General features: G+C 60.6%; 25 protein-coding genes and 1 pseudogene. 11 read left to right on the top strand and 15 right to left on the bottom strand.

The genetic code is table 11. The features are described from left to right. Nucleotides 1-32: 32 nt before the first annotated feature. Nucleotides 33-995, bottom strand: coding sequence for a thioredoxin-disulfide reductase (trxB, locus tag P5706_RS05355; RefSeq protein ID WP_010206474.1), 963 nt, complete (start codon nucleotides 993-995; stop codon nucleotides 33-35). Between the two features lie 292 nt (nucleotides 996-1,287). Between trxB and cysZ the strand changes: the two genes are divergently transcribed. Together cysZ and P5706_RS05345 are read left to right on the top strand one after the other, a co-directional pair. Beyond that, a complete protein-coding gene (gene cysZ / locus P5706_RS05350) occupies nucleotides 1,288-2,052 on the top strand; it encodes a sulfate transporter CysZ (RefSeq protein WP_200432540.1) in 765 nt (254 codons plus the stop codon). Nucleotides 2,053-2,106: 54 nt separating this feature from the next. Beyond that, entirely contained in the window at nucleotides 2,107-3,285 is a 1,179-nt protein-coding gene (locus P5706_RS05345; protein ID WP_285682647.1) for a glycosyltransferase family 4 protein, read from the top strand. 111 nt (nucleotides 3,286-3,396) lie between these two features. Here P5706_RS05345 and P5706_RS05340 read toward each other — a convergent pair whose 3' ends face one another. The 7 genes from P5706_RS05340 to rplU all read right to left on the bottom strand — a co-directional run bounded on the left by P5706_RS05340 (nucleotide 3,397) and on the right by rplU (nucleotide 9,106). Beyond that, nucleotides 3,397-4,500, bottom strand: coding sequence for an NADH:flavin oxidoreductase (locus P5706_RS05340; protein WP_200432539.1), 1,104 nt, complete (start codon nucleotides 4,498-4,500; stop codon nucleotides 3,397-3,399). Nucleotides 4,501-4,787: 287 nt separating this feature from the next. Beyond that, nucleotides 4,788-5,270 carry a glutathione peroxidase gene (locus P5706_RS05335; protein ID WP_285678704.1) on the bottom strand — a complete coding sequence of 161 codons (483 nt, stop codon included), beginning with the start codon at nucleotides 5,268-5,270 and terminating at the stop codon, nucleotides 4,788-4,790. Between the two features lie 101 nt (nucleotides 5,271-5,371). Beyond that, nucleotides 5,372-5,836 (bottom strand): CreA family protein, encoded by a 465-nt coding sequence (locus P5706_RS05330; RefSeq protein ID WP_017137940.1) that lies wholly within the window; start codon nucleotides 5,834-5,836, stop codon nucleotides 5,372-5,374. Between the two features lie 16 nt (nucleotides 5,837-5,852). Further along, complete coding sequence (proB, locus tag P5706_RS05325; protein ID WP_026013771.1) at nucleotides 5,853-6,971, bottom strand: glutamate 5-kinase; 1,119 nt, start codon at nucleotides 6,969-6,971, stop codon at nucleotides 5,853-5,855. A 111-nt stretch (nucleotides 6,972-7,082) separates the two neighbouring features. Then, nucleotides 7,083-8,306: an Obg family GTPase CgtA gene (gene cgtA / locus P5706_RS05320; RefSeq protein ID WP_016976186.1), complete on the bottom strand. Its 1,224-nt coding sequence runs from the start codon at nucleotides 8,304-8,306 to the stop codon at nucleotides 7,083-7,085. 193 nt (nucleotides 8,307-8,499) lie between these two features. Then, nucleotides 8,500-8,757, bottom strand: coding sequence for a 50S ribosomal protein L27 (rpmA, locus tag P5706_RS05315; RefSeq protein ID WP_003176049.1), 258 nt, complete (start codon nucleotides 8,755-8,757; stop codon nucleotides 8,500-8,502). 34 nt (nucleotides 8,758-8,791) lie between these two features. Continuing rightward, complete coding sequence (rplU, locus tag P5706_RS05310; RefSeq protein ID WP_007950961.1) at nucleotides 8,792-9,106, bottom strand: 50S ribosomal protein L21; 315 nt, start codon at nucleotides 9,104-9,106, stop codon at nucleotides 8,792-8,794. 377 nt (nucleotides 9,107-9,483) lie between these two features. On the opposite strand from rplU, the gene P5706_RS05305 reads away from it, so the two are divergent. From P5706_RS05305 to P5706_RS05295, 3 genes are all read left to right on the top strand, one after another. Next, nucleotides 9,484-10,452 carry a polyprenyl synthetase family protein gene (locus tag P5706_RS05305; RefSeq protein ID WP_200432537.1) on the top strand — a complete coding sequence of 323 codons (969 nt, stop codon included), beginning with the start codon at nucleotides 9,484-9,486 and terminating at the stop codon, nucleotides 10,450-10,452. Between the two features lie 207 nt (nucleotides 10,453-10,659). Further along, a complete protein-coding gene (locus P5706_RS05300) occupies nucleotides 10,660-11,001 on the top strand; it encodes a zinc ribbon domain-containing protein YjdM (protein WP_003230858.1) in 342 nt (113 codons plus the stop codon). 159 nt (nucleotides 11,002-11,160) lie between these two features. Beyond that, nucleotides 11,161-11,418 (top strand): PA4570 family protein, encoded by a 258-nt coding sequence (locus P5706_RS05295; protein WP_056858344.1) that lies wholly within the window; start codon nucleotides 11,161-11,163, stop codon nucleotides 11,416-11,418. Between the two features lie 191 nt (nucleotides 11,419-11,609). On the opposite strand, the gene bamJ is transcribed toward P5706_RS05295, so the two are convergent. Then, a complete protein-coding gene (bamJ, locus tag P5706_RS05290) occupies nucleotides 11,610-12,227 on the bottom strand; it encodes a BamJ family beta-barrel-assembly machinery protein (RefSeq protein ID WP_200432536.1) in 618 nt (205 codons plus the stop codon). Between the two features lie 104 nt (nucleotides 12,228-12,331). Next, nucleotides 12,332-13,555, bottom strand: a complete 1,224-nt coding sequence (locus P5706_RS05285) for an OprD family porin (protein WP_285678703.1) — start codon at nucleotides 13,553-13,555, stop codon at nucleotides 12,332-12,334. A 184-nt stretch (nucleotides 13,556-13,739) separates the two neighbouring features. On the opposite strand from P5706_RS05285, the gene P5706_RS05280 reads away from it, so the two are divergent. The 5 genes and pseudogenes from P5706_RS05280 (at nucleotide 13,740) to P5706_RS37120 (ending at nucleotide 20,114) form a co-directional block, all read left to right on the top strand. Next, nucleotides 13,740-14,636 carry a LysR family transcriptional regulator gene (locus P5706_RS05280; RefSeq protein ID WP_138451937.1) on the top strand — a complete coding sequence of 299 codons (897 nt, stop codon included), beginning with the start codon at nucleotides 13,740-13,742 and terminating at the stop codon, nucleotides 14,634-14,636. A 109-nt stretch (nucleotides 14,637-14,745) separates the two neighbouring features. Beyond that, a complete protein-coding gene (locus P5706_RS05275) occupies nucleotides 14,746-16,173 on the top strand; it encodes a YfcC family protein (protein WP_285678702.1) in 1,428 nt (475 codons plus the stop codon). A 19-nt stretch (nucleotides 16,174-16,192) separates the two neighbouring features. Continuing rightward, nucleotides 16,193-18,019: a CocE/NonD family hydrolase gene (locus tag P5706_RS05270; protein WP_285682645.1), complete on the top strand. Its 1,827-nt coding sequence runs from the start codon at nucleotides 16,193-16,195 to the stop codon at nucleotides 18,017-18,019. Continuing rightward, nucleotides 17,970-19,259, top strand: a pseudogene (locus P5706_RS37125) (methyl-accepting chemotaxis protein); the annotation flags it as partial. The gene P5706_RS05270 and the pseudogene P5706_RS37125, both read left to right, overlap by 50 nt. Further along, nucleotides 19,251-20,114: a methyl-accepting chemotaxis protein gene (locus P5706_RS37120; protein ID WP_371317720.1), complete on the top strand. Its 864-nt coding sequence runs from the start codon at nucleotides 19,251-19,253 to the stop codon at nucleotides 20,112-20,114. The pseudogene P5706_RS37125 and the gene P5706_RS37120, both read left to right, overlap by 9 nt. 204 nt (nucleotides 20,115-20,318) lie before the next feature. Here the strand turns inward: P5706_RS37120 and P5706_RS05260 are convergent, their stop codons facing one another. The 4 genes from P5706_RS05260 to P5706_RS05245 are packed head-to-tail and all read right to left on the bottom strand — an operon-like array spanning nucleotide 20,319 to nucleotide 24,446. Then, on the bottom strand, nucleotides 20,319-20,687 hold the full coding sequence (locus P5706_RS05260) for a glyoxalase superfamily protein (RefSeq protein ID WP_200432532.1): 369 nt from the start codon (nucleotides 20,685-20,687) through the stop codon (nucleotides 20,319-20,321). A 29-nt stretch (nucleotides 20,688-20,716) separates the two neighbouring features. Then, on the bottom strand, nucleotides 20,717-22,180 hold the full coding sequence (locus P5706_RS05255) for an N-acyl-D-amino-acid deacylase family protein (RefSeq protein WP_285678700.1): 1,464 nt from the start codon (nucleotides 22,178-22,180) through the stop codon (nucleotides 20,717-20,719). A 1-nt stretch (nucleotide 22,181) separates the two neighbouring features. Then, complete coding sequence (locus P5706_RS05250) at nucleotides 22,182-23,042, bottom strand: MurR/RpiR family transcriptional regulator (RefSeq protein ID WP_285678699.1); 861 nt, start codon at nucleotides 23,040-23,042, stop codon at nucleotides 22,182-22,184. Nucleotides 23,043-23,096: 54 nt separating this feature from the next. Beyond that, a complete protein-coding gene (locus P5706_RS05245; protein WP_285678698.1) occupies nucleotides 23,097-24,446 on the bottom strand; it encodes a GntT/GntP/DsdX family permease in 1,350 nt (449 codons plus the stop codon). A 247-nt stretch (nucleotides 24,447-24,693) separates the two neighbouring features. On the opposite strand from P5706_RS05245, the gene P5706_RS05240 reads away from it, so the two are divergent. Further along, nucleotides 24,694-25,086, top strand: coding sequence for a lysozyme inhibitor LprI family protein (locus tag P5706_RS05240; protein ID WP_285678697.1), 393 nt, complete (start codon nucleotides 24,694-24,696; stop codon nucleotides 25,084-25,086). Nucleotides 25,087-25,089: 3 nt separating this feature from the next. Here the strand turns inward: P5706_RS05240 and P5706_RS05235 are convergent, their stop codons facing one another. Continuing rightward, nucleotides 25,090-26,535, bottom strand: a complete 1,446-nt coding sequence (locus P5706_RS05235) for a SulP family inorganic anion transporter (protein WP_285678696.1) — start codon at nucleotides 26,533-26,535, stop codon at nucleotides 25,090-25,092. Nucleotides 26,536-26,716: the final 181 nt, after the last annotated feature.

Raw genomic sequence — 26,716 nt, 5'->3', positions numbered from 1 at the left:
GCCTCTCAGCCGGTTTTTTCATTTCAACGGGTTTAGAACGAAGCGTCCTTCAAACCGTCGAGGTAACGCTCAGCGTCCAACGCCGCCATGCAACCGGCGCCGGCAGAGGTGATGGCCTGGCGATACACGTGGTCAGCCACGTCACCGGCGGCGAAGATGCCTTCGATGTTGGTCGCAGTGGCGTTGCCTTCACGGCCGCCCTGTACAACCAGGTAGCCGTCTTTGGCTTCAAGCACGCCTTCGAACAGCGAGGTGTTCGGGGTGTGACCGATGGCGATGAACACGCCGTCGACTTTCAGCTCGTCGAAGCTGCCGTCGTTGTTTTTCAGGCGAGCACCAGTCACGCCCATGTTGTCGCCCAGGACTTCATCCAGGGTGGCGTTGAGCTTGAGGATGATCTTGCCTTCAGCCACACGGGCGTGCAGTTTGTCGATCAGGATCTTCTCGGCGCGGAAGGTCTCGCGGCGGTGAACCAGGGTCACGGTGCTGGCGATGTTGGCCAGGTACAGCGCTTCTTCCACCGCGGTGTTGCCGCCACCGACCACAGCGACCGGCTTGTTGCGGTAGAAGAAACCGTCGCAGGTCGCACAGGCGGAGACGCCTTTACCCATGAACGCTTCTTCCGATGGCAGGCCCAGGTAACGAGCGCTGGCGCCGGTAGCGATGATCAGCGCGTCACAGGTATAGACACCGCTGTCGCCGGTCAGGCTGTAAGGCTTTTTCGAGAAGTCGACTTGGTTGATGTGGTCGAAAACGATCTCGGTTTCAAAGCGCTCGGCGTGCTCTTTCATACGCTCCATCAGCACTGGGCCGGTCAGGCCGTGCACGTCGCCCGGCCAGTTGTCGACTTCAGTGGTGGTGGTCAACTGACCGCCTGCCTGCATGCCGGTAATCAGCAGCGGCTTGAGGTTGGCCCGGGCAGCGTAGACGGCAGCGCTGTAACCGGCAGGGCCGGAACCGAGAATAATCACTCGCGAATGACGGGTATCAGACATGACTCACTCCTATCGACCGCCCGGACCACAAGGCAGCTGGAATAAAAAAGGACCGCGAAGCACTTGGGGAAGGCTTGAACTCGCAGGCCCTGAAAATAATGGGTGCAGCGTATAGAGGGGGGCAAGATTAAGGAAATACGGAATAACAATCCAGCTCATAGGTGGTCTCTATGCAGTCGCCGCGGTTAATCGACACCCTGGTTGCCTAGTTGTTACCGCTGATGTCGCCGCTTTCACCGAAGAAGCAAAGCCGGTAAGGTCGGCGCGTTCGTCTTCTTGCTCGGAGTTCTCCATGCCTGCCCCTGCTCTTTCTGGCCCGCAATACCTGCGTGAAGGCCTCAAACTGGTGTTGAGCCCTGGCCTGCGTCTGTTTGTGCTGCTGCCGTTGGCGATCAACCTGGTGCTGTTCGTCGGTTTGATCTATTTCGCCGGCCATCAGTTCAGCCTGTGGGTCGACACCTTGATGCCGACGCTGCCTGGCTGGCTGAGTTTCCTCAGCTACATCCTGTGGCCCTTGTTTGTGGTGCTGGTGGTGTTGATGGTGTTTTTCACCTTCACCATGCTCGCCAATATCATCGCCGCGCCATTCAACGGTTTTCTCTCGGAGAAAGTCGAGGTAGTGGTGCGCGGCACAGACGACTTCCCCGCCTTCAGCTGGGGCGAGTTGATGGCCATGGTCCCGCGCACCCTGGCGCGGGAAATGCGCAAGCTGGGTTACTTCCTGCCACGCGCCATCGGCCTGTTTATCCTGTCGTTCATTCCGGTGGTCAACCTGATCGCCGCGCCGCTGTGGCTGCTGTTCGGCGTGTGGATGATGGCGATCCAATACATCGACTACCCGGCAGACAACCACAAGCTGGGCTGGAACGAAATGCTCGCCTGGCTGCGTCAGAAGCGTTGGCAGAGCATGAGCTTTGGCGGCATTGTTTATCTGGTGCTGCTGGTGCCGGTGGTCAACCTGCTGATGATGCCGGCGGCGGTGGCGGGAGCCACGTTGTTCTGGGTGCGTGAGCAAGGTGCCGAGGCGATGGCGCGGCAGGCGGTCGCCAAGTCATAAATCCATCATCCTAGAGTCACAATGACGACATGGCCCACGGTGACACTGTGGGTCATGACGACAGCCTCGCTTCACATCACCCTGATTACCGAAACCTTCCCGCCGGAAATCAACGGGGTGGCCAATACCCTTGGCCGCCTGTGCGAGGGTTTGCGCGCGCGTGGCCATCAGGTCGAGTTGGTGCGCCCACGCCAGGGCATCGATCAAAGCCGGCCCAGCGACGATGGATTGCTGCTGTGTCGCGGCTGGCCGCTACCAGGTTACCCGGGGCTGCAATGGGGCCAGTCGTCGATGCACAAGTTGCTGCGGCGCTGGACACGCCAGCGTCCGGACGTGCTGTACATCGCCACTGAAGGGCCGCTGGGGCTGTCGGCGCTACGTGCGGCGCGGCGTCTGGGGATCAGCGTGGTCAGTGGTTTTCACACCAACTTTCAGCAGTACTCAAACCAGTACGGCTTGAGCCTGCTCAGCCGCATGGTCACCCATTACTTGCGCTGGTTTCACAACCGCTCGACCCTGACCCTGGTGCCGAGCGCCAGCCAGCGCCTGGAGTTGGAACGTCGCCACTTCCAGCGCCTGGGCATGTTGTCCCGCGGCGTCGACAGCCAGTTGTTCCACCCCGCCAAGCGCGATCATGCACTGCGTGAAAGCTGGGCGCTCAACAGCGACCAGATCGCCGTATTGCATGTGGGCCGCCTGGCACAGGAAAAAAATCTGGGACTGCTCAAGCGCTGCTTCGAAACCTTGCAGGACACCTACCCACTGCGCCAGATGAAACTGATCATCGTCGGCGACGGCCCGCAACGGGCGACGATGGAAAAGGAACTGCCCGAGGCGATTTTCTGCGGCACCCTGCGCGGTGAAGAACTGGCGCGGCACTACGCGTCCGGCGATGTGTTCCTGTTCCCCAGCCTGACCGAAACCTTCGGCAACGTGGTGCTGGAAGCCATGGCCTCGGGATTGGGTGTGGTGGCTTACGACCAGGCAGCCGCTACCCAGCATATTCGCCATGGCTACAACGGCGTGCTGGCAATGCCAGGCGATGAGGATGCGTTTTGTGACGCCGCCAACTGGCTGCTGGAGGATGGGGAGAGTTTGCGCCGCATGCGTTTGAATGCTCGCCAACATGCAAGCCGCCAGGGTTGGCCGGCGATTATCGAGCAGTTTGAACGTCAATTGCGCGGGGTGTGCGGCGAGCGGCCGGTGATTGCAGGACAGTCGCGCTTGATCTAACGCCAGTGTTGGCCGTTAGATCGCTATCGCGGGCAAGCCCGGTTCCCACATTGGAACGCATTTTCCTGTGGGAGTCGGGCTTGCCCGCGATGGCGTCGGAACAAACGCCTGTTACACCAGGCTCGTCAACGCCTCACGACTGAAGGGCAGAATGTCGCCCTCACGACCTTCGCGCACCTTCACGGCCCAGTCCGGGTCTACCAGTAGGGCACGGCCCACGGCAACCAGGTCGAACTCGTCGTTATTCAGGCGTTCCAGCAGTTTTTCCAGGCTGGCCGGTTGCGCGACCTTGTCGGTGTTGACCATAAATTGCAGGAACTCGCCGTCCAGGCCCACGCTACCCACGGTGATGGTCGGCTTGCCGGTGAGCTGGCGGGTCCAGCCGGCCAGGTTGAGGTCGGAGCCTTCGAATTCCGGTTCCCAGAAACGACGCGTGGAGCAGTGGAAAATATCCACACCGGCGTCGGACAACGGCTTGAGGAATTCACCCAGCGCCTCGGGGGTTTGCACCAGGCGTGCGGTGTAGTCCTGCTGTTTCCACTGAGAGAAGCGCAAGATAATCGGAAAATCCGGGCCCACGGCGGCGCGGGTGGCCTGGATCAATTCGATGGCAAAACGCGAACGGTCAGCCAGGCTGCCGCCGTATTCGTCAGTGCGCTGGTTGCTGCCTTCCCAGAAGAACTGATCGACCAGATAGCCGTGGGCGCCGTGGATCTCCACGCCATCCATGCCAATGCGCTGGGCATCCTTGGCGGCCTGAGCGAACGCGTTGATCACGTCCTTGATGTCTTGCTGGGTCATGCCGTGGACGACGACATTGCCGTCTTTGAGTTTCTCCATTGGGCCGTAGGCCGGCACGCTGGCGTCAGGCTCGGTGCCGATACGGCGCACGCTGCCCACGTGCCAGAGCTGCGGGACGATCTTGCCGCCTTCGGCGTGTACCGCGTCGACCACTTTCTTCCAGCCGGCCAATGCGGCCTCACCGTAAAAGTGCGGGACGTTCGGGTAGCCATTGGAGGCCTGGTGGCCGACCACCGTGCCTTCGGTGATGATCAGGCCCACACCCGCAGCGGCGCGGCGGCGGTAGTACTCGATGACTTTGGAATTGGGTACGCCACCCGGCGAGAACGAACGGGTCATGGGCGCCATGACCACACGGGTGGACAGTTGCAGTGCACCGAGCTGGAAGGGTTTGAACAAAGCTTGGACGGGCATGGGAGCACTCCACATAAGAGGGATTTATGATGTGGATAATATGAGCTGTGCCGCGTGCTGGGTAGCACTATTGATCTGGGTGATTAAGGGGTAAAAGTGAGAGCGGTTAAGCGCCGCCAACCTGTGGCGAGCGGGCTTGCCCCGCGTTGGGCTGCGTAACAGCCCCTCTTCCAGGCAGCGCATTTTCGGTTGGAGGAATGCAGGGATCTTACTGGGGCTGCTACGCAGCCCAACGCGGGGCAAGCCCGCTCGCCACAAGAAGCACTATCAACTCCCCTCGCCAGCACTCAGCCCAGGGCTTTTTCGATGGCCTGTATGATCGTCGGATCATCCGGTGCGGTGCGCGGCGAGAATCGCGCGAGTACACGGCCGTCCTTGCCGAGCAGGAATTTCTCGAAATTCCAGGTGATATCCCCGGGAAACTCAGCGCCCTCGCCCGCCAGCAAGCGATACAGCTGATGGCGATCGTGGCCATTGACGTCGAGTTTGCTGCCCAACGGAAAGGTCACGCCGTAGTTCAGGCTGCAGAATTCCCGAATTTCCTCTTCGGTGCCCGGCTCCTGGCCTGCAAACTGGTTGCACGGCAAGCCGAGTACGGTAAACCCCTGGCTCTTATACTGCTGGTAGAGGTTTTCCAGGGCGGCGTATTGCGGGGTCAAGCCACATTTGGAGGCCACGTTGACCACCAGCACCACTTGCCCCTTGAAGGGCGCCAGCGGCAGCTCTTGTCCGTCCAAAGCTTTGAGTTTCAGGTCGTGGAAAGCACTCATGACGAACTCCAGATATCCCATGTTCTTCGCGTTGCGGCAGTTCGAGATTACAGACCACAAGCCTGCAATCATAGACGCCGATTGAAAAACTCGCCCGCCGGTTACTGCGCGGTCGGCCAGGGCAAAATCGGAATCGCGGTGACCGCATTCTGCGGGCTGCCTTCGATCAGACGGTCGCTGTAGACCAGGTACACCAAGGTATTGCGCTTCTTGTCGAGGAAGCGCACCACCTGCATGGTCTTGAACACCAGCGAGGTACGCTCCTTGAACACTTCGTCGCCATCCTTGAGTTCGCCCTTGAAGTGAATCGGGCCAACCTGACGGCAGGCAATCGATGCTTCGGCGCGATCTTCGGCCAGGCCCAAGCCGCCTTTGACGCCGCCGGTCTTGGCGCGCGACAGGTAGCAGGTCACGCCGTCAACCTTGGGGTCATCAAACGCCTCGACCACTATGCGGTCGTTGGGGCCGACAAACTTGAACACCGTCGACACCTGGCCGATTTCTTCGGCCGAGGCCAGCAACGGCATGGCCAGCAGCAGGCCGAGTAATCCTTTCATGACACGCATCGTGTATTTCCTTTATTCAGACCAGGATCAGGTTATCGCGGTGAACCAGTTCCGGTTCGGCCATGTAACCCAAGAGTCCGACAATTGCATCGGAGGATTGTCCAATAATCTTCTGCGCTTCAAGGGCACTGTAGTTAGCCAGGCCACGGGCGATCTCACGACCATCGGGCGCCACGCACACCACCATCTCGCCACGGCGGAAACTGCCCTGCACCAGCTTGACGCCGACCGGCAGCAGGCTCTTGTTGCCTTGGGACAAGGCTGACACAGCACCGTCGTCCAGAACCAGCGTGCCACGGGTTTGCAGATGACCGGCCAGCCATTGTTTGCGCGCCGCGAGCATGCCGCGTTCCGGCGACAGCAGCGTACCAATGCGCTCTCCGGCCTTGAGGCGGTCCAGCACACGCTCCAGGCGCCCGCCGACGATGATGGTGTGCGCGCCGGAGCGCGCGGCCAGGCGCGCGGCACGCAGCTTGGTCTGCATGCCGCCACGGCCCAGGGCACCGCCGACACTGCCGGCCACGGCGTCCAGCGCCGGGTCATCGGCGCGCGCCTCATAAATAAGCTGGGCGTCGGGGTTGTTACGCGGGTCGGCGTCAAACATGCCGTCGCGGTCGGTGAGGATCACCAGCAGGTCGGCTTCCACCAGGTTGGCCACGAGCGCTGCCAAGGTGTCGTTGTCGCCGAAGCGGATTTCGTCGGTGACCACCGTGTCGTTCTCGTTGATCACCGGGATGACTTTGAGCTCAACCAGTGCGCGCAGGGTGCTGCGAGCATTGAGGTAACGCTTGCGGTCGGACAGGTCGTCGTGGGTCAGCAGGATCTGCGCTGTATGGCGGCCATGCTCGGCAAAGCTCGATTCCCAGGCTTGCACCAGGCCCATCTGGCCGATGGCGGCGGCGGCTTGCAGTTCGTGCATCGCGCTGGGTCGCGCGGTCCAGCCGAGGCGGCTCATCCCGGCGGCAACAGCCCCGGACGAGACCAACACCAACTCAACACCGGCCTCATGCAAGGCCACCATCTGCTCGACCCAGACGCTCATGGCTGCGCGATCCAGACCTTTGCCATCCGCCGTCAGCAACGCACTTCCGATCTTTACGACCCAGCGCTGCGCACCTGTCACTTTGCTCCGCATCATCTTCAACCTTAGAGTGAGGGCCGCGCGACCCAGCGCGCCCCATAACGTTATACCCGGATACTAAAACGCCGCTCCATAGGGAGCGGCGTTCAAGTTTACTGCAACGAATCAGTCGCGCACGTAAATGATTTCCGGACCGTCTTCATCATCCACGTCTTCTTCGTCCCAATCGTCGTCGCCGATGTCATGGACCGACTTCACGCCGCTGCGGCGCAGGGCACGCTGGTCGTCCAGGGCCTGCAACTGGGCGCGGGCTTCGTCTTCGATCTGCTGGTCGAGCTCGGCGAGTTCGGCCTTGAAGACCGGGTCGGCCGCCAGGCGGTCGGCGCGGTCTTCGAGGTAGCGCATGATGTCGCGGGTCAGGCGCTCGGTGCCTTCTTTGGCGATGGCCGAGATCACGTAGACCGGGCCTTCCCACTCCAGGCGATCAACGATTTCCTTGACGCGCTCTTCGTGCTCTTCTTCGAGGATCTGGTCGCACTTGTTCAGTACCAGCCAGCGGTCACGCTCGGCCAGGGCCGGGCTGAACTTGGTCAGTTCGCTGACGATCACTTCGGCGGCGTCCGGTGCGCTGGTGTCATCCAGCGGCGCCATGTCGACGAGGTGCAGCAGCAAACGGGTACGCGACAAGTGCTTGAGGAAGCGAATCCCCAGGCCGGCACCGTCGGAAGCACCTTCGATCAAGCCAGGAATGTCGGCGATCACGAAGCTTTTCCAGCGGTCTACGCTGACCACGCCCAGGTTTGGCACCAGGGTGGTGAACGGGTAGTCGGCGACTTTCGGCTTGGCGGCCGAGACCGAGCGGATGAAGGTACTTTTACCGGCGTTCGGCAAGCCCAACAGGCCCACATCCGCCAGTACTTTCATCTCCAGCTTGAGGTCACGCTGCTCACCCGGCTTGCCCGGCGTGGTCTGGCGTGGCGCACGGTTGGTACTGGACTTGAATCGGGTGTTACCCAGACCGTGCCAGCCGCCCTGCACAACCATCAGCTTCTGGCCGGCCTTGGTCAGGTCGCCAATCACTTCCTGGGTAGCGGAATCGATGATCGTGGTGCCGACCGGTACGCGCAGTACTAGGTCTTCACCTTTTTTACCGGTGCAGTCGGTGCTGCCGCCGTTGGAGCCACGCTCGGCATCGAAGTGCCGGGTGTAACGGTAGTCGACCAGGGTGTTGAGGTTTTCGTCGGCCATCATGTAGATGGAACCGCCGTCACCGCCGTCACCGCCGTTTGGGCCACCGTTTTCGATGAATTTTTCGCGACGGAAACTCATGCAACCGTTACCGCCGTCGCCTGCTTTTACTCGGATGGAAACTTCATCAACGAACTTCATAACAAAACGCCTCTCGTCGCATGGACGAGCTTAAGAAACCAAGACATAAGACTCTTGCAAAAATGAGCGCAGCGACCTCAGAAAACGACCGCACATCCAGCGCCTGAGCCCATCACAAACAGCTTTGCAAGAGACTCACTCCACAAACGAAAAAGCCCCGTCGCGAGACAGGGCTTTTCCAGCGATCGCGCAATTAAGCGGCGACAACGCTCACGTAACGGCGGTTGAACGCGCCTTTTACTTCAAACTTGATCACGCCTTCGATTTTAGCGAAGAGGGTGTGATCTTTACCCATGCCAACACCGTAACCGGCGTGGAATTGGGTGCCGCGCTGACGCACGATGATGTTGCCCGGAATGATTTTCTGGCCGCCATACATCTTAACGCCAAGGCGTTTGGCTTCTGAGTCGCGACCGTTACGGGTACTACCACCAGCTTTTTTGTGTGCCATGAGTCAATTCTCCTAGTGAGGAATTAGGCTGAAATTAAGCCTGAATACCGGTGATTTTGATCTCGGTGTACCACTGGCGGTGGCCCATACGCTTCATGTGGTGCTTACGACGACGGAACTTGATGATGCGGACTTTATCGTGACGACCTTGGGAGATCACTTCAGCCACAACGGTAGCGCCAGCAACAACTGGAGCGCCGATGTTCACGTCATCGCCATTAGCGACCAACAGAACGCGATCAAAGGTAACGGATTCGCCAGTAGCGACTTCCAGTTTTTCGATCTTCAGGTATTCACCTGGGGCGACCTTGTATTGCTTGCCACCAGTAACAATTACTGCGTACGACATGGTATTTCTCCGATAATCCTGCTCACCCAGCGCTTTATAAGAAAAGGTATTGGCTGGCATGGCTGCATGGGATGGACGTCCCGAATGCAATTGCGTAAGGCAGGTGCTGCCCAGGAAGTTCAGGGTGCGCGATTGTACGCAAGCTATAGATGCCTTGCAAGGGGCCGCCAGTCGCCTTGAAAGCGTAGCGAGCGAAGGGAAGACAAGAAAAACACAGGCGAGGAAGCGGAGTTTACGGGTTGTAAATGAGCATTCCGAGCCTGTTTTTGACGCAGGATTCCAGAGCGTAGTAGCTTTCATGGTGACTGGGCGCGCCTTGACACTGCCGGGTCAGGGTCCTAGCATGCCGCGCAACCCTTCTGGAGCGACTGTCGCTGATGCAACCCCAAGCTTTCTACCGCACGGTCGCGGACGATTTTAGCGCCGTCGACGGCATCATCAAGCAGCAGCTCACGTCTAAAGTGCCGCTGGTCTCCAAAATTGGCGACTACATTACGTCGGCGGGCGGTAAACGCCTGCGACCTTTATTAGTGTTGCTGTGTGGCAAGGCCCTGGGCCGCGAAGGCGATGACCTGCGCCTGCTGGCCGCCACCATCGAATTCCTGCACACCGCCACCCTGCTGCATGACGACGTGGTCGACATGTCCGGCATGCGCCGTGGCCGCGAGACGGCCAATGCGATGTGGGGCAATGCCCCCAGCGTACTGGTAGGCGACTTCCTGTATTCGCGCTCGTTCGAAATGATGGTCGAACTGGGCTCGATGCCGGTGATGAAGATTCTTTCACAAGCCACGCGCATCATCGCCGAAGGCGAAGTGTTGCAGCTGTCCAAGGTCCGCGACGCCAGCACCACTGAAGAAACCTACATGGAAGTGATTCGCGGCAAAACCGCGATGCTCTTCGAAGCCTCGACCCACAGCGCCGCCGCTCTGTGTGGCGCAACGGCCGAACAGGCCGAAGCCCTGCGCACCTTTGGTGATCACCTGGGCGTGGCCTTCCAGCTGGTGGACGACCTGCTCGACTATAAGGGCGACGCCGAAACCCTGGGCAAGAACGTCGGTGACGACCTGGCCGAGGGCAAGCCGACCTTGCCGCTGATCTACACCATGCGAGAAGGCACGCCGGAACAGGCCGCCCTGGTGCGCAAGGCGATCCAGAAAGGCGGGATTGAAGACCTCGAAGCTATCCGTGTTGCGGTTGAAGCCTCGGGTTCCCTGGAATACACCGCGCAGCTGGCACGTGACTATGTGGCCCGTGCCATCCAGTGCCTGGAAGCCCTGCCACCCAGCGAATACCGGGATGCCCTGGTTGAGCTGAGTGAGTTTGCGGTAGCCCGCACGCACTGAGCACTATCTGCGAGCGCTGGCTCGTGTGGGAGCTGGCTTGTGTGGGAGCTGGCTTGCCTGCGATAGCATCACCTCGGTATAGCTGACACACCGCGGTGCCTGCATCGCGGGCAAGCCCGACTCCCACAAGGTTCCAAGCCCCCCCAACCTGCAATAAACCCTATATAATGTGCGACTTTTAGCCATCCTGACTCTCAAGGAGCTTTAGTGAGCACGTTGCCACCCTGCCCGAAATGCAATTCCGAGTACACCTACGAAGACGGCGCCCAGCTGATCTGCCCGGAATGCGCCCACGAGTGGTCCGCCAATGGCGAGGCCGAAGTGGCGGGCGACGAAACCGTGAAGAAAGACTCTGTGGGCAATGTCCTGCAAGACGGCGACACCATCACCGTGATCAAGGACCTCAAGGTCAAGGGCACGTCCCTGGTGGTCAAGGTCGGCACCAAGGTCAAGAACATCCGCCTGTGCGACGGCGATCACGATATCGATTGCAAGATCGACGGTATCGGCCCGATGAAACTCAAGTCCGAGTTCGTGCGCAAAGTCTGAACCTGCCGCATCCATCCCGCGCCCGCCGCGGGGTGGCGTTTTGCCCTCTGCGCTGACCTGTCTCAATATCCACACAGAAAAACCAGGAAACCGCCAATAGGCACTTGCTATTCTACGAATAAGAATTATTCTCATTGAAACTTATCAAGGAGAACGACCATGACTTATTTGATAGATGCCTGGCTGGACCGCCCACACCCTTACCTGCGGATCCTGCATCGGGAAACCGGCGAAGTCTGTGCGGTGCTGGAAGAAGAAGCGCTGAGCGAACTGCAGGACCAGGGCGACCTGGACGTGAACGGCCTGAGCTCAAGTGAACCCGGCGTGCTGAAAGAGGTGGTGCGTAACTTGTTCCTGTTTTGCTATGCCCGAGCGTTGCGCCCGGCCACAGAGCTCAATGGCAAGTTCCATCCATGAACCACCGCGCAAAACCTGAATGCACCGGCTCTATGTGGGAGCTGGATTTGTTGTGGCGAGCGAGCTTGCTCCCGCTCGGCTGCGCAGCAGTCGCAGGCCTTTAGGGGCGCTTCGCACCCCAGCGCAAGCAAGCTTGCTCGCCACATCAAGCCCGGCTCCCACATAGGACCCGGCGCAACCATCAACAGGTCTTACAGAACGTCGAGCAGCTCAACGTCGAACACCAGAACGCTGTGCGGCGGGATGCTGCCAACGCCTTGAGCGCCGTAGGCCAGTTCGCTCGGCACGTACAGGCGCCATTTGCTGCCGGCATTCATCAGTTGCAGGGCTTCGGTCCAGCCGGCGATCACGCCGCCTACCGGGAATTCTGCAGGTTGGCCGCGCTCGTAGGAGCTGTCGAACACGGTGCCGTCGATCAGGGTGCCGTGGTAGTGAGTACGCACTTGGTCTTCACGGGTCGGCTTGGCGCCGTCACCCGCAGTCAGCACTTCAAATTGCAGGCCGGAAGCCAAGGTAGTGATGCCATCACGCTTGGCGTTTTCTGCCAGGAACGCCAGGCCAGCGCCAGCAGCCGCTTCTGCCTTGGCAGCCGCTTCGGCTTGCATGATTTCACGGATCACTTTGAAGCTGGCCGCCATTTGCTCTTGGTCAACACGGCTTGGCTTACCGTCGAACGCGTCGGTCAGGCCGGCCAGGATGGCGTCGATGCTCACGCCCGGTGGCGGGTTGTCGCGCAGTTGGTCGCCCAACTGACGGCCGATACCGTAGCTGACGCGGGTTTCGTCGGTGGACAGATTAACTTCGGACATGAAGAGGCTCCGCTGTAGGACAGCACGGTTTCCCGTGTCATCCAAAACTAAAAGGGCCCGCAGACTAGCACACAAGCCCCGCCTCTGATCAGCCCCCTGCCCCACTACCAAAGCGCCAGGTCGTAGGTCAGATACAGCCGATAGTTATCGCGGTCGCTGGCGTAGGTGGAACGATAGGTCGCTTTGCGCAACTCCACACCCAAGCCTTTGACGGTACCGTTCTGGATGACATAGCGCAGGTTAGTGTCCGACTCCCACTCCCGCGCCTCACGCCCTCTGTAATCACCGTTGCGCCCTTTGTAATAGCGGGTCATGAAACTCAGGCCGGGCAGCACGGCTTCAAAATCATAGTCGTAGCGCAGCATCCAGGTTTGCTCACCGGCCTGGATGAACTTGCCCACACCGGCGTTAGTGAAGGAATACACCGTCGAGACACTGGCATAAGGCAGCGCAGTGTCGCCGTTGACCTTCTGATAACCGACGCCCAGCGCCTGTGCGCCCAGGCGATAGGTGAACAACCCGCTGAACATGTCGCTGTCGACTTTGCCGTTGCGCGCCTCACCCGCATCGCTGCTGATGAAATAACGCAAATCACTGGTCAGCGTGCCGTTACCCACCGGCTGTTTATGCACAAGGCCAAAAAACTGCTGACGATAGAACTCACGCATTTCGCCGTAATACCAAGTGCCGCGCAGCTGCGGCGTGAAGGCATAAGAAGCGCCGGCAAAATCGAAATCACTGCCCTGTTTGCCGCTGTAGCCCTGGGGATAAATAGCCACGCTGTCGGTGGAGTTTCGCTGCTTGAATTTATCCAGGTGCCCGGCGTGCAGGTAGAGGTCGCGAATACCGCTGTACTCTACTTGAGTGCCTTGAAAAGTCTGCGGCAGCAGGCGTCCATCGTTGTGCACCAGCACTGGAATCTTCGGCAGTAAGGTGCCGGTTTTCACCACCGCGTCGCCCCAACGCATCTTTGCGGTGACGCCCAGGCTGGAGAATTCACTGGCGGCATGGCCATCGTCATGCACCGGCAACAAACCCGTGCCCGCGTGAGTGGGGCTGGAGTCGAGCCGCAGCCCCGCCAGCCCCAACGCGTCCAGGCCAAACCCTAGCGTGCCTTCGGTATAGCCTGACTGCAGGTTGAGTAAAAAACCTTGTGCCCACTCTTTGCGATCCTCGCCGCCGTCGCGGTAATCGTCGTTGAAGTAGAAATTACGCAAAGTCAGGCGACCCTTTGAATCCTCCCAGAAACCCTGGGCCAGGAGTATGGGCGACGCACCTGCCAACAGGCACGCCGAGGCCAATTTTCCCCGATTGAAAAGTTTATGCATCGCTGTTCCCTCTATGCCTTATTGTCGTTTTTTATGGGCAGTTCCACCGCGCGACACACTGGACGGCACCTCGCGTTGGAGCGGACACTAACGGCTCGTCGAAAGCCCCACAACGTTATGCGAGATGCGCATTGGGCTATGTGAAAAGCGCCGTTTGCCCCTCGCAACCGACAGGAAAATCACGGTGAATCTCAAGCAGCTCGAAGCCTTCAAGGCGATCATGTCCACCGGTTCGACCATCGGCGCAGCAACCCGCATGGGCCTGTCGCAATCGGCCGTCAGCCGTCTGTTGAGTCAGTTGGAAGAAGCGTTGGGTTTCGTGTTGTTTCTGCGCAAAAAAGGTCGCCTGATGGCCACCGCAGAAGCGGAAGAGTTGCTGACCGAGGTCGCTGGCCTGGTAGACGGCATGCAGCGCATCCAACGCCTGGCAGACGAAATGCGCGTGGGCCGCTCGCGCAAAAGTCTGCTCAAAGTCGGGGTGCCCACCAGCATGACCCAAGAGCTTTTGCCACGGATCGTCGCGGAGTTTCTCAAGAGCCATGACGACATCGTGGTCGAGTTGCTGACCGGCTCTTACGACATGATCGAGCGCGCCGTACTCGACCGGTCCGCCGACCTGGGTTTTGTGCGCCTGCCGACGGAAATTCCCGACTTCGACATCGAGCCCGTACTGCAAACCGAAGGCGTATGCGTGATGCCCGCCGACCACCCACTGACTCGCCACGCCTGTATCGAGGTGCAGCACTTGCGCAATGTGCCGTTGGTGATGCTGGGCCGACAACGGGCTTTACGGGCTGAGTTGAACCAGGTGTTCCGCGCTGCCAACCTCACGCCGCAAGTGCGGGTCGAAGTGCATTCGGTAGGCGCGGCGTGCAGCTTTGTCGCCGAAGGCCTCGGGGTGTCGATCGTCAACGGTTTGCTCGCCAGCCACTTCCTGCACCTGCCGATCGTGACCCGGCCTTTTCGCCCTGCACTGCCTTACGCTTTCGGCCTGGCCTATCGCACCAATGAGCCACGCCCACAAGTAGTCACAGCGTTTGCCGAGCACCTCAAGCAGCGCTTGAACGCACAAAACGCATAGCCCGACCCACCCTGCGCATAACGTTGTCGCCGCCAAAACTTTGCCCTAGTGTCCGCTCCACACGCGTCACTCCCCCATAACAACAACGGCAAACGCCGGGGCAGCCAGCATGAGCGAATCACAGCATTTCTCCACAGCGGCGGCGGTGGAAAAACCCACGCAACGCAAACAGATCAACCCGGCCATCATCCTGCTGAGCATCGTCTTGCTCGCCGTGGCCTTCACCTACGCCGTGAACTCGGGCAAGTTCGAGCGCCAGAACGGGCTGGTCGTACCCGGCTCTTATCAGGTACTGGAGAAACACGACAGCCTTGGCCAACTGTTCGCGCTGGAGCCACGCAAGGCCGGCGATACCGTGGCCCGCCCGGTGTCGCTGGTCGAAGGTTTCATGGCCATCCCCCAAGGCATCGAGAAACGTGCAGCGCTGATCTTCATGGTGCTGTTCATCGGCGGCATGTTTGGCGTACTGAACAAGGCCGGGGTGATCGACGCCGGACTGGAGCGTTTACTGGGCCTGACCCGCGGCAACATCTACGTGCTGGTGCCGAGCCTGATGCTGGTGTTCTCGGCGGGCAGCACGTTCATGGGCCTGGCCAAAGAGTTTATTCTGATCGTGCCGCTGATGGTCGCCATGGCCAACCGGCTGGGGCTGTCGAACCTGATCGGGCTGGCTATCGTCACGATCTCGGTGAAGATCGGCTACCTCGCGTCAATCTCCAATCCCGTGGCGCTGTCCGTCGCTCAGCCGATGGTCGGGCTGCCGATATTCAGCGGTTTAAGCATGCGCGTACTGGCCTACTGCAGCTTCCTGCTGGTGGGGATCGCCTTCGTACTGTGGAGTATCCGCAAGCACGGTTTCGATGCGACAGCGCAGATTACGTTCGAACATAAACCCTTGCCCACGCGCCATTTGATCAACCTTATTGTGCTGCTGAGCGGCATCGGTTTTCTGGTCTACGCCTCCAACCGCTGGGGCTGGAAATACCACGAGCTGTCGGCGTTTTACCTGTTGCTGACGGTGGCATTCAGTGTGATAGCCGGGCTAGGTGCGAGTGTCGCCGCCAGTGCCTTTGTCGATGGCATGAAGAAAGTGCTGATTGCCGGCGTGCTGATCGGCCTCGCCACCGCCGTGGAGATCATCCTCAGTACTGGCCAAGTGCTCGACACCATCGTCCACACGCTGGCCAACCTGGTAGGCGACCACGGCCCGATTGTGTCGGCCTACGGCATGTTCTTCGCACAACTGGGGCTGGACGTGTTGATCCCGTCCACCTCGGGCCAGGCGGCGGTGACCATGCCGATCTTCGGCCCGCTGGGCCAACTCTCCGGCGTGAGCCCGCAGACCACTGTATTCGCGTTTCTGATGGGCAATGGCCTGACCAACATGATCACCCCAACCTCCAGTGGCTTGCTGGTGTTACTGGCCACCGCCAATGTCGGTTGGGGCCAATGGGCACGCTACATCCTGCCGCTGTTTCTGATCTACGCCGTACTGGCGATGGTGTTGCTGGCCATCGCGGTCACGAGCGGGTACTGAGTCGATGAGTGTTTTCCCCATGCAAACCCTGCACAACCACATGATCCCGATGCGTGATGGCATCCACCTGGCCACCGATATCTATTTGCCGACAGGCAGCTGCGGCCCTTTCCCGGTGGTCATTGAACGCACGCCCTACGACAAGAGCAAACCCTCTCGCTCGGAAAAACAACTCGACGGCCAGCACATCTCCCGAGAACAGATGGCGGCACGCTTTACCGACCAAGGCTTTGTCGCAATCTTTCAGGACTGCCGGGGCCGCTATGCCTCTGAAGGCGTGTTTACTAAATACACCGCCGAGGGCGAGGACGGTTTCGACACGCTTGCCTGGATCGTCCGCCAGCCGTGGTGCAACGGCAAGATCGGCAGCATGGGCCTGTCTTACGCAGCCCATACCCAGTTGGCGATGGCCTGCCTGCACCCACCGGGCTTGAGCAGCATGGTGCTCGACAGCGGCGGCTTCGCCAACGCCTACCAGTGCGGGATTCGCCAGGGTGGCGCGTTCGAACTCAAGCAGGCCACCTGGGCCTTTCGCCAGGCCAAGGAAAGCCCAACAGCCCTGGCCGATCCACAGGTTCGCCAAGCGCTGGAGCAGGAAGATATCCATCATTGGTTTACGCGGATGCCCTGGCAACCGGGCCAGTCACCTTTACGCCATGTGCCGGAATACGAGACCTACGTGCTGGAGCAGTGGGCCCAGGGCTCGTTCAGTGAGTACTGGCGCACATCCGGCATCTATGCCGAGGGCTATTATCGGCAACTGCCGGATATTCCAGTGTTGTTCATGTCCAGCTGGTATGACGCCTATGTCAGCTCCACCCTGGCCAACTACAGCGCCTTCAGGCAAAACACCTCGGCCCAGCAGCGGCTGGTGATGGGCCCATGGCTGCACGGTGACCGCAATATCAGCCACAGCGGCGACATCGAGTTCGGGCCGCAGGCAGCATTCGATGGCCAGGTCGATCAGAACTGGCTGAGCTGTCGCCTGGCGTGGTTCGAACAATCGCTCAAACCCTCGCCTCACGCGCCAAAGGCTAGCGTGCAGGTATTTCTGATGGGTGGCGGCAGCGGCCGACGTGACCCTGACGGCCGGCTGCAACACGGCGGACGCTGGCTGCAATCGACGCAATGGCCGCTGCCAGGCAGCCAGGTGCAGACGCTCTACCTGACGGCTCAAGGGCAACTGAGCGGCGCTGCACCAGACGCTACCGACGCGTGCTTGAGCTACCTCGCCGACCCGGCCTGTCCGGTCCCGACCCTCGGCGGTGCGCTGACCTCCGGCGCTCCCATTTTCGTCGGCGGCGCTTTCGACCAACGTGAGCGTGCCGACTTTTTCGGCACCCGTGGCGACAACCGCCCCCTGAGCGAGCGCAAAGATGTGCTGAGCTTCCTTACCGAGCCGCTGATTGAAGACTTGATTGTCGCAGGTGATGTACAGATCGAGTTATGGATAGACAGCGATGCACCCGATACCGACTTCACCGCCAAGCTGATTGACCTGTACCCGCCCAGTGCCGACTACCCCGATGGTTTTGCGATGAACATCACCGACGGCATCCGCCGTTGTCGTTATCGAGACTCTTGGGAGCAGCCGACGACGCTGACACCGGGCAAACGGGTAAAGGTCACGATCGAACCCTTCGCCACCTGCAACCTGTTCAAGCGCGGCCATCGACTGCGCCTGGATATTGCCAGCAGCAACTTCCCCAGGTTTGACGTCAACCCCAACAGTGGTGAGCCTTCTGGCCAGGCCCACCATTCAAGGGTGGCACGCAACACTGTGCACCTGAGCACGGATGCCGCGTCGTGCCTCAGACTCACCGTGGTGCCCGCTACCGCACTATAAGCCTGCTGGGAGCCTGCTGGGCCGCCGTTGCTGCCAGGCAATGGCGACCCTTCGTCGCACCCGTAAGAAATGTATTTCAGAATCATCGCCTGCCGCCGATACCCCCGTACAAACTTTGGCTGGCTCAAACAACAACACCGTCCAGCAGACACACATCATTCTTGCGGAGCATTCGATGAATAGCTGGTTCGGCAACATCAGCGTCAACCTCAAACTCGGCCTGGGCTTTGGCCTGGTGCTGGTCCTCACCTCGATCCTGGCCCTGACCGGCTGGACCAGCCTGGGCGGCTTGATTGACCGTAGCAACTGGATGAGCGACATCACCCAGCTCAACGCGTCCCTGACCAAGCTGCGCATCGTGCGCCTGCAATACATGCTCGCCAATGGCGACGAAGCCGTGGCACAGAACGTCCAGACCAGCCTCGACGCCTTCGCCGCCCAGCAACAGAAACTGCTGGACAGCTTCAAGAGCCCGGAAAACCTCAAGCTGCTCACCGACCAGAAAGCCGTTATCACGGCTTACCAGCAGTCGCTGAACAAAATGCGTGAGGCCTACCGTAACGGCAATGCCGCGCGCCAAGTGATGGGCGACAAGGCCGATATCGCCAACGGGCAGATCGACGCACTGGAGACTGGCGTGCAGCAAGCGCCCGACAGCCCGGAGCGCTTCACCCAGTACCAGGCCGTGACGCACGCCAAGGAAGAGTTCCAACTGGCCCGTTATGAAGTGCGGGGCTACACCAACTCCCCCAGCGCAGAAACCGAAGCCCGCGCCGCTGCACAAATCGAAAAAGCCATCGCCGGTTTGAAAAGCCTCAGCGCCGCGTTTGGCACCAGCCAACAAAGCGCACTGACTGCGCTGGAAACCGCACTCGGTGCCTATCGCAGCGCCGTACAGAGCTACAAGGCCGCCAACGCCAACATCGTCAGCGCCCGTGCCGAAATGACCACCCAGGGCGCCGATATCGTCACCATCAGCGACAAGCTGTACGACATTCAGCTCGATCGCCGCGACGCCGAAAGCACCCAGGCCCGCAGCCTGCAATTGATCAGCACCTTGCTGGCATTGCTGGTCGGCATCATCGCTGCCCTGGTCATTACCCGCCAGATCACTCGCCCGATCCAGGACACCCTGGCCGTGGTGGAACGCATCGCTTCCGGTGACCTGAGCCACAACATCCAGGTGACCCGCCGCGATGAACTCGGCGTATTGCAGCAAGGTATCCAGCGCATGGGCACCACCCTGCGCGAGCTGATCAGCGGCATCCGTGACGGCGTAACCCAGATCGCCAGCGCCGCCGAAGAACTCTCGGCCGTGACCGAGCAGACCAGTGCCGGCGTGAACAGCCAGAAGATCGAAACCGATCAAGTCGCCACCGCAATGCATGAGATGACTGCCACCGTGCAGGAAGTCGCGCGCAACGCCGAGCAAGCGTCCCTGGCCGCTGCCGACGCCGATGGCCAAGCCCGTGCCGGCGACAAAGTGGTGGCCGAGGCCATCGCCCAGATCGAACGCCTGGCCGCCGAAGTGGCGCGCTCCACCGACGCCATGACGCACCTGCAACAAGAGAGCAACAAGATCGGCAGCGTGATGGACGTGATCAAGGCCGTGGCCGAGCAGACCAACCTGTTGGCGCTCAACGCGGCGATTGAAGCGGCGCGCGCCGGTGAAGCCGGTCGTGGCTTTGCCGTGGTGGCTGACGAAGTGCGTGGCCTGGCCCAGCGCACACAAAAATCCACCGAAGAAATCGAAGGCCTGGTCGCCGGTTTGCAAAACGGCACCCAGCAAGTGGCTACGGTGATGAACAACAGCCGCAGCCTTACCGATAGCAGCGTCGAGCTGACGCGCAAGGCCGGTGTATCGCTGGAAAACATCACGCGTACCGTGTCGAATATCCAGTCGATGAACCAGCAGATTGCAGCGGCCGCCGAGCAGCAGAGCGCCGTGGCTGAAGAGATCAGCCGCAGCATTGTGAACGTGCGCGATGTGTCGGAGCAGACGGCTACTGCGAGTGACGAGACGGCTAAATCGAGCGTGGAACTGGCGCGTTTGGGCAGCCAGTTGCAGCAGATGGTCAGTCATTTCCGGGTGTAAAAACCCAACGCTGACTACGCACAAACTCTGTGGCGAGGGAGCTTGCTCCCGCTGGGTCGCGCAGCGGCCCCTACTGAAGTTGATCGATATTTTACATCGGGAGCGCAGCGAATGCCTTGGGGCTGCTGCGCAGCCCAACGGGAGCAAGCTCCCTCGCCACAGGCAAACTTAGACATACTCGGCTTGCCTTGAGTCCCTTGGCCCTCAGCCCTCGCCTTCCTCAACAAACACCAGCCGATTCCCAAACGGGTCCTTGATGCTCATCTCCCGCGAGCCCCAAGGCGTTTCTTCAACCCCAGGTTTGGCATACCGGTAGTCCTTGGCCAGTAACTGCCGCTGGTAGCCGTCCACGCCTTGCGCCTGAATCCGCACTGCCGAGCCCGGCGAAGCATCGCCATGGTGCTCGGACAAATGCAGCACGCACTCGCCCAGCGACACTTGCAGATACAACGGGAAATTCGCCTCGAAACGGTGCTGCCAGTCAACCTTGAACCCCAGGAAGTCGACGTAGAACTCCAACGCCTTGGCCTCGTCGAAGATCCGCAAAATCGGGGTGACTTTTCCTAAGTGCATGGCAACCGCTCCGTGTATGAATGCGCCCACTATAGAGACGAAAACCCGCCACGCAAATCCCCATTGCGCGCGAGGAATCGCCCCGGCCGCTGACCATTGGCCTGCCCATCGCTGTAGCTCAGCACGCCATTGACCCACACGCCATCAATGCCCTCGGCGGCGCGTTGCGGTTCTTTGAAATCCGCCACATCACGCACGCGCAACGGGTCGAACAACACCAGGTCGGCCCAGTGTCCTTCACGAATCTCTCCACGCTCGGCCAGCCCAAAACGCGCCGCCGACAACCCGGTCATCTTGTGCACCGCCGTGTGCAGTGGAAACAACCCCACATCCCGGCTGAAGTGCCCCAGCACCCGTGGAAACGCGCCCCACAAACGTGGATGGGGAAACGGGTCTTCGGGCAAACCATCCGACCCCACCATCGACAACGGATGCGCAAGAATACGCCGTACATCCGCCTCATCCATTCCGTAGTACACCGCCCCTGCCGGTTGCAGGCGACGTGCCGCATCCATCAGCGAAACGTCCCATTCGGCAGCGATGTCCTGCAAGTCGCGCCCACCGACCTCCGGGTGCGGTGTTGACCAGGTAATAGTGATACGAAACGCGTCGGTGACCTGCTTCAAATCCAGCGTCGACGAGCTGGCAGCATAGGGATAGCAATCACACCCGACCGGATGGTTTTTTGCGGCCAATTCCAATGATGCCAACAGTTGCGGACTGCGCCCCCAATTGCCCGCACCGGCACACTTGAGGTGGGAAATGATCACCGGTGCCTGCGCATGTCGGCCAATCAGAAACGCCTCGTCCATCGCCTCCAGTACCGGTTCGAATTCACTGCGCAAATGCGTGGTGTACACCGCACCAAACGCCGTGAGTTCTTCACTGAGTTGCAGCACTTCATCGGTCTCGGCATTGAACGCGCTGGCGTAGGCCAGGCCTGTGGATAAACCGAGGGCACCCGCCTGCAGGCTCTCCTGCAACTGCACGCGCATGGCGGCAATTTCGTCGGGCGTGGCGGTGCGGTGCAGGTCGTCCATATGGTTGCTGCGCAGGGCGGTGTGGCCGATCAGTGCGGCAACGTTGACTGCCGGATGGGCACTTTCCACGGCGGCGCGGTAATCGGCAAAACGAGGGTAAGTGAACGCCTCACGCGTGCCCAAAAGGTTCATCGGGTCCGGCGGATCGCTACGTAAACTCACCGGCGATGCGCTGATGCCGCAGTTGCCGACAATCACCGTGGTCACGCCCTGGCTGAGCTTGGGCAGCATCTGCGGGTGGCGGATCACCACCGTGTCATCGTGGGTGTGCACGTCGATAAAACCCGGCGCCAGCACGCGGCCATTGGCATCGACTTCATGCTCGCCGGTTGCGTTCGACAAATCGCCGATCGTCTCGATGCGCCCGGCGCGCAGCCCCACATCGGCGACATAGCACGGCGTGTTGCTGCCATCAATGATCAGCGCCTGGCGGATCAGCGTGTCGTACTTCATATCAGTCTCCAAGCGGCAGGCTGTCAGGGCCGCCGCGATAATCGTCGAGGGCCAGCTTGATCCGGCGCAGGCGTTCCTGGTTGTCGTCCGGCAGGGCCAGCGCCAGCTCGGTGGCGAGCAGGTCGATGGCCAACAGCATGCCGTAGCGCGCCGCGGTGGGCTTGTAGATAAAACTGGTTTCGGCCGGTTGCAGCGGCAGTAAGACGTCCGCCAACTCGGCCAAGGGTGAGCCGGCCAGGGTGATGGCGATGATGGGCGCATCGTAGCTACGTGCTAGCTTCACCACGTCCAGCAGCTCTGGCGTCAGCCCAGTGAGCGAGCACACGATCAGCACCTGCTCCGGGCCTAAAGTGGCCGCCGTGACCCGCATCATCACCGGGTCGTGGCTGGCGGCAATCGGGTAGCCCAGGCGCACCAGGCGTACCTGCAATTCGTCGCTGCACAGGCTCGATGGGCCGCCCATGCCGAACGCGTGAATCATCCGCGCCTTACCCAACAGGCCGACCGCATCAACAAAACTGGCCTGGTTAAACCCCGACAGGTGCTGACGCAACGTCGCTTCGATATCGCCCAGAATCTGCCGGTGAAAGGCCGACTGCTCCGGCAACCCGGCCGGGTCGAGGAAGCGACTGCCCACGCCACTGGCCTGGGCCAGTTGCAGGCGCAAATCACGTAAATCGCGGCAACCGACGCTGCGGGCAAAACGCGACAAGGTTGCCGTGCTGACCTCGGCCCGTTGCGACAACGCTTCCAGGCTGGCCGACGCGGCAAAGCCCACATCATCGAGCATCAGCTTGGCGATACGGCCTTCACCGGCGCTGAACGAATCCTGACGGGCGCGGATCTGGTAGAGGATGTCCATGGCGGCTCCGGCTTACACAATGAGGCTTATAAAACGAGCCTTATAAAACAAGGCTTATAAAATGAGAGACAGGCCGTAAGTCAGACCAAACGCGACCACCGAAATCAAAGTCTCCAACACGGTCCAGGTCTTGAAGGTCTGGATCACCGTCATATTGAAGTATTCCTTGATCAGCCAGAAGCCACCGTCGTTGACGTGGGAAAAGATCACCGAGCCCGCGCCGGTCGCCAGCACCAACAATTCCGGGTGTGGATAACCCAGGCCCATGGCGACGGGCGCGACCACACCGGAGGCGGTGGTCATGGCCACAGTGGCCGAGCCGGTGGCGATGCGCATCAACGCGGCAAACAGCCAGCCCATCACCAGCGGCGACAGGTGGAAGGCATGCGCCAGACCAAGAATCTCATTGGTCACGCCCGCGTCCACCAGGATGCGGTTCAAACCGCCGCCCGCGCCCACCAGCAAGGTGATGCTGGCGGTCGGCGCCAGGCATTCATTGGTGAACTTGAGGATCGATTCGCGGTTGAAGCCCTGGGCCAGGCCCAAGGTCCAGAAGCTCACCAGCGTGGCGACCAGCAGCGCAATCACCGAGTTGCCGATAAACAGCAAGAATTGATTGAAACCAGTGCCCGGAGTGGAAATCACGTTGGCCCAACCGCCGATCATCATCAGCACCACCGGAAGCAAGATGGTGCCCATGGTCAGGGCGAAACTTGGCAAACGTGTACGCGGCTCGCGCTCGATAAACTGGCGTTCCAACGGGTTTTCCGCCGGCAAGTGGATGCGCGGCACGATGAACTTGGCATACACGGGGCCGGCGATGATCGCCGTAGGAATGCCGATCAGAATCGCATACAGCACGGTCTGCCCCACCGAGGCGTTATACGCCAGCACCGCCATCATCGCCGCCGGGTGTGGCGGCACCAGCGCGTGTACCACCGACAGACCGGCGACCATCGGCAAGCCGACCATCAGGATCGACACGCCCACACGCCGCGCCACGGTAAAGGCGATCGGCACCAGCAACACAAAACCGACCTCGAAAAACAGCGGCAGCCCCACCAGGAACGCGATACACACCATCGCCCAATGCGCGTTGCGCTCGCCGAAACGGTTGATCAGCGTGCGCGCCACCTGCTCGGCACCGCCGGATTCGGCCATCATCTTGCCAAGCATGGTGCCCAACGCCACCACCAGGGCGATATGCCCAAGGGTCTTGCCGACGCCCGCCTCGTACGAGCCCATGATGGTGTCGGCCGGCATGCCGGCCATCAAGGCCAGGCCGATAGACACCAACGTGATGACGATAAACGGGTTGAGTCGGTAACGTGCAATCAGCACGATCAATGCAATGATGGCGATGGCAGCGTATGCCAACAGCCCAAAGCCCAGTGGTGCGGCCATGCGGTACTCCTTGGAAAGGGTCACGTCGAATTGGTTGTGAAACTCATAAATCATTACCGGGTTTAATTTTCAATTTTTATGAAAGTAATTTTCGCCCACAGATAAGCGCTGTCGCTTTGGGACATGCCCAACGCCAGCCGATGAAAATCCGGGGGGTGTTCTTACATGAAGTTTTTTGCGTGCGGAAACTCAGTTGCCAGGGCCGAGTCTCAGATGACAGGCCTATCCACAACCAGGAAAACCAAGAATGAAGCGCAAGACCCTGCTTGTTCCTTTCGCCGCCAGCGCACTGCTGCTGGCCTTTTGCGGCAGCGCCTCGGCCAGCGACAACGCGGCCTTGAAGAAATGCATGGACGGCGCCAACACCACCGCCGACATGGTCAATTGCAACGCCAAGGAAGCCAAGGTGCAGGATGAGCGCCTGAACAAGGCCTATAAAACGGCCCTATCCGCCCAGGAAGGAGCACGTAAACAGCAATTGCAGGACGTTCAGCGCCTGTGGATCAAATTCCGCGACGCCAATTGCGGCTTTGCGGGCTCAGCCACCGGCGGCACCATTGATCAGGTCAATGGCTCCGGCTGCCTGCTGGACATGACCCAGACCCGCGCCCAGGAGCTGGAAGACCTGGTCGGGCCGTGATCGTCAGTCGTGATGAACCTTCGCGCGCTTGAGCAGCTTCTTGCAGCGCTCCGACAAATGCAGCACCCGCAAGTGCTTGCCGGCCTTGGTGTAGCGCTCGCGCAGGGTCATCAGCGCAGCAATGGCTGAGTAGTCGACAAAGCTCAGGTGACGGCAATCGAGCGTCACCTGGGCCGGGTCGTTGGCCGGGTCGAACTGGTTCAAAAACGGCGTGGTCGAGGCAAAGAACAGCGTGCCGTGCAGGCGATACAACTTGCTGCCATCGGCTTCCAGATGCTCATCGGCATACAGCTCGCGGGCCTGTTGCCAGGCGAAGTTCAGCGCCGCAATCACGATGCCGCACAACACGGCAGTGGCCAGGTCGGTGAATACGGTAATCACCGTTACCGCAATAATCACCAGCACGTCGTTGACCGGCACCTTGTTGATCACCCGCAGCGACGCCCAGGCAAAGGTCTGCTGGGACACCACGAACATCACGCCAACCAGCGCCGCCAGCGGAATGCGCTCGATCAGCGGCGACAGAAACAGAATGAACAACAGGATCATCACCCCAGCAAACACCCCGGAGAAACGCCCGCGCCCGCCGGAACTTAAATTGATCACGGTTTGCCCGATCATCGCGCAACCGCCCATGCCACCAAACAGGCCCGAGACCATATTCGCCGCGCCCAAGGCCACGCTTTCGCGGTCGGGGTAACCACGGGTTTCGGTGATTTCGTCGGTGAGGTTCAGGGTCAGCAGGGTTTCCAGCAGGCCGACCATCGCCATCAGGAACGCGTAAGGCGCGATGATGCCGAGGGTTTCCAGGCTCCACGGGATTTGTGGCAACGCGAAGGTCGGCAGGCCGCCGGCGATGTGGGCCATGTCGCCCAACGTACGGGTTGGCAAACCCAACAAGTACACCGCAAGGCCCACGCCCAAAATCGCCACCAGCGCGGGCGGCACGGCGCGGGTCAGGCGTGGCAGCAGGTAGACAATCGCCATGGTTACCGCCACCAGCCCGGTCATCACGTACAACGGCGTGCCGCTCAGCCAGGTTTCACCGCTTTTGAAATGCTCCAACTGTGCCAGCGCAATGATGATCGCCAGGCCGTTGACGAACCCGAGCATCACCGAGTGCGGCACCATGCGCACCAGTTTGCCCAGGCGTAACAGGCCAAACGCAACCATGATCAGCCCGCCCAGCAGCACCGTTGCGAGCAGATACTCCACGCCGTGTTGCACCACCAGCGCCACGATCACCACTGCCATCGAACCCGCCGCGCCCGAGACCATGCCCGGCCGGCCGCCGAACAAGGCGGTGAGCGTGCAGATGATAAAGGCGCCGTAGAGGCCCATCAGCGGGTTGAGGTGAGCCACCAGGGCAAAGGCGATGCATTCGGGCAGCAGCGCGAAAGACGTGGTGAGGCCGGCCAGGGCGTCGGCGCGCAGACGGGTGAGGTTCATGAGGTACCAGGGAGTAGCGAGGGATATGGCGGGGGATGGTACGGAATTGCGGCGGGTGGGGCCAGTGAAGTGTAACAACACATGAACCGAGTCGCCTTCATCGCAGGCAAGCCAGCTCCCACACTTGAATGTATTCGCAATTCAAAATGTGGGAGCTGGCTTGCCTGCGATGGCAGCGCCG

The sequence above is a fragment of the Pseudomonas sp. ChxA genome (assembly GCF_030263855.1).
Classification (GTDB): domain Bacteria; phylum Pseudomonadota; class Gammaproteobacteria; order Pseudomonadales; family Pseudomonadaceae; genus Aquipseudomonas; species Aquipseudomonas fluorescens_CB.
The sequence above is the reverse complement of the archived record's forward strand: the minus strand, read 5'-3'. Positions and strand labels throughout refer to the sequence as shown.

Bases quoted from the DNA above. Each gene is read 5' to 3' on its own strand.
- P5706_RS05330 (WP_017137940.1), bottom strand. From the start codon at position 5,836: ATGCGTGTCATGAAAGGATTACTCGGCCTGCTGCTGGCCATGCCGTTG.
- P5706_RS37120 (WP_371317720.1), top strand. From the start codon at position 19,251: ATGGGCACCACCCTGCGCGAGCTGATCAGCGGCATCCGTGACGGCGTA.
- trxB (WP_010206474.1), bottom strand. From the start codon at position 995: ATGTCTGATACCCGTCATTCGCGAGTGATTATTCTCGGTTCCGGCCCT.
- P5706_RS05245 (WP_285678698.1), bottom strand. From the start codon at position 24,446: ATGGCCGCACCACTGGGCTTTGGGCTGTTGGCATACGCTGCCATCGCC.
- P5706_RS05285 (WP_285678703.1), bottom strand. From the start codon at position 13,555: ATGCATAAACTTTTCAATCGGGGAAAATTGGCCTCGGCGTGCCTGTTG.
- P5706_RS05255 (WP_285678700.1), bottom strand. From the start codon at position 22,180: ATGAAGTACGACACGCTGATCCGCCAGGCGCTGATCATTGATGGCAGC.
- P5706_RS05240 (WP_285678697.1), top strand. From the start codon at position 24,694: ATGAAGCGCAAGACCCTGCTTGTTCCTTTCGCCGCCAGCGCACTGCTG.
- P5706_RS05295 (WP_056858344.1), top strand. From the start codon at position 11,161: ATGACTTATTTGATAGATGCCTGGCTGGACCGCCCACACCCTTACCTG.
- proB (WP_026013771.1), bottom strand. From the start codon at position 6,971: ATGCGGAGCAAAGTGACAGGTGCGCAGCGCTGGGTCGTAAAGATCGGA.
- P5706_RS05340 (WP_200432539.1), bottom strand. From the start codon at position 4,500: ATGCCCGTCCAAGCTTTGTTCAAACCCTTCCAGCTCGGTGCACTGCAA.
- P5706_RS05335 (WP_285678704.1), bottom strand. From the start codon at position 5,270: ATGAGTGCTTTCCACGACCTGAAACTCAAAGCTTTGGACGGACAAGAG.
- P5706_RS05305 (WP_200432537.1), top strand. From the start codon at position 9,484: ATGCAACCCCAAGCTTTCTACCGCACGGTCGCGGACGATTTTAGCGCC.
- P5706_RS05275 (WP_285678702.1), top strand. From the start codon at position 14,746: ATGAGCGAATCACAGCATTTCTCCACAGCGGCGGCGGTGGAAAAACCC.
- P5706_RS05270 (WP_285682645.1), top strand. From the start codon at position 16,193: ATGCAAACCCTGCACAACCACATGATCCCGATGCGTGATGGCATCCAC.
- P5706_RS05235 (WP_285678696.1), bottom strand. From the start codon at position 26,535: ATGAACCTCACCCGTCTGCGCGCCGACGCCCTGGCCGGCCTCACCACG.
- cysZ (WP_200432540.1), top strand. From the start codon at position 1,288: ATGCCTGCCCCTGCTCTTTCTGGCCCGCAATACCTGCGTGAAGGCCTC.
- P5706_RS05260 (WP_200432532.1), bottom strand. From the start codon at position 20,687: ATGCACTTAGGAAAAGTCACCCCGATTTTGCGGATCTTCGACGAGGCC.
- P5706_RS05250 (WP_285678699.1), bottom strand. From the start codon at position 23,042: ATGGACATCCTCTACCAGATCCGCGCCCGTCAGGATTCGTTCAGCGCC.
- rplU (WP_007950961.1), bottom strand. From the start codon at position 9,106: ATGTCGTACGCAGTAATTGTTACTGGTGGCAAGCAATACAAGGTCGCC.
- bamJ (WP_200432536.1), bottom strand. From the start codon at position 12,227: ATGTCCGAAGTTAATCTGTCCACCGACGAAACCCGCGTCAGCTACGGT.
- cgtA (WP_016976186.1), bottom strand. From the start codon at position 8,306: ATGAAGTTCGTTGATGAAGTTTCCATCCGAGTAAAAGCAGGCGACGGC.
- P5706_RS05345 (WP_285682647.1), top strand. From the start codon at position 2,107: ATGACGACAGCCTCGCTTCACATCACCCTGATTACCGAAACCTTCCCG.
- rpmA (WP_003176049.1), bottom strand. From the start codon at position 8,757: ATGGCACACAAAAAAGCTGGTGGTAGTACCCGTAACGGTCGCGACTCA.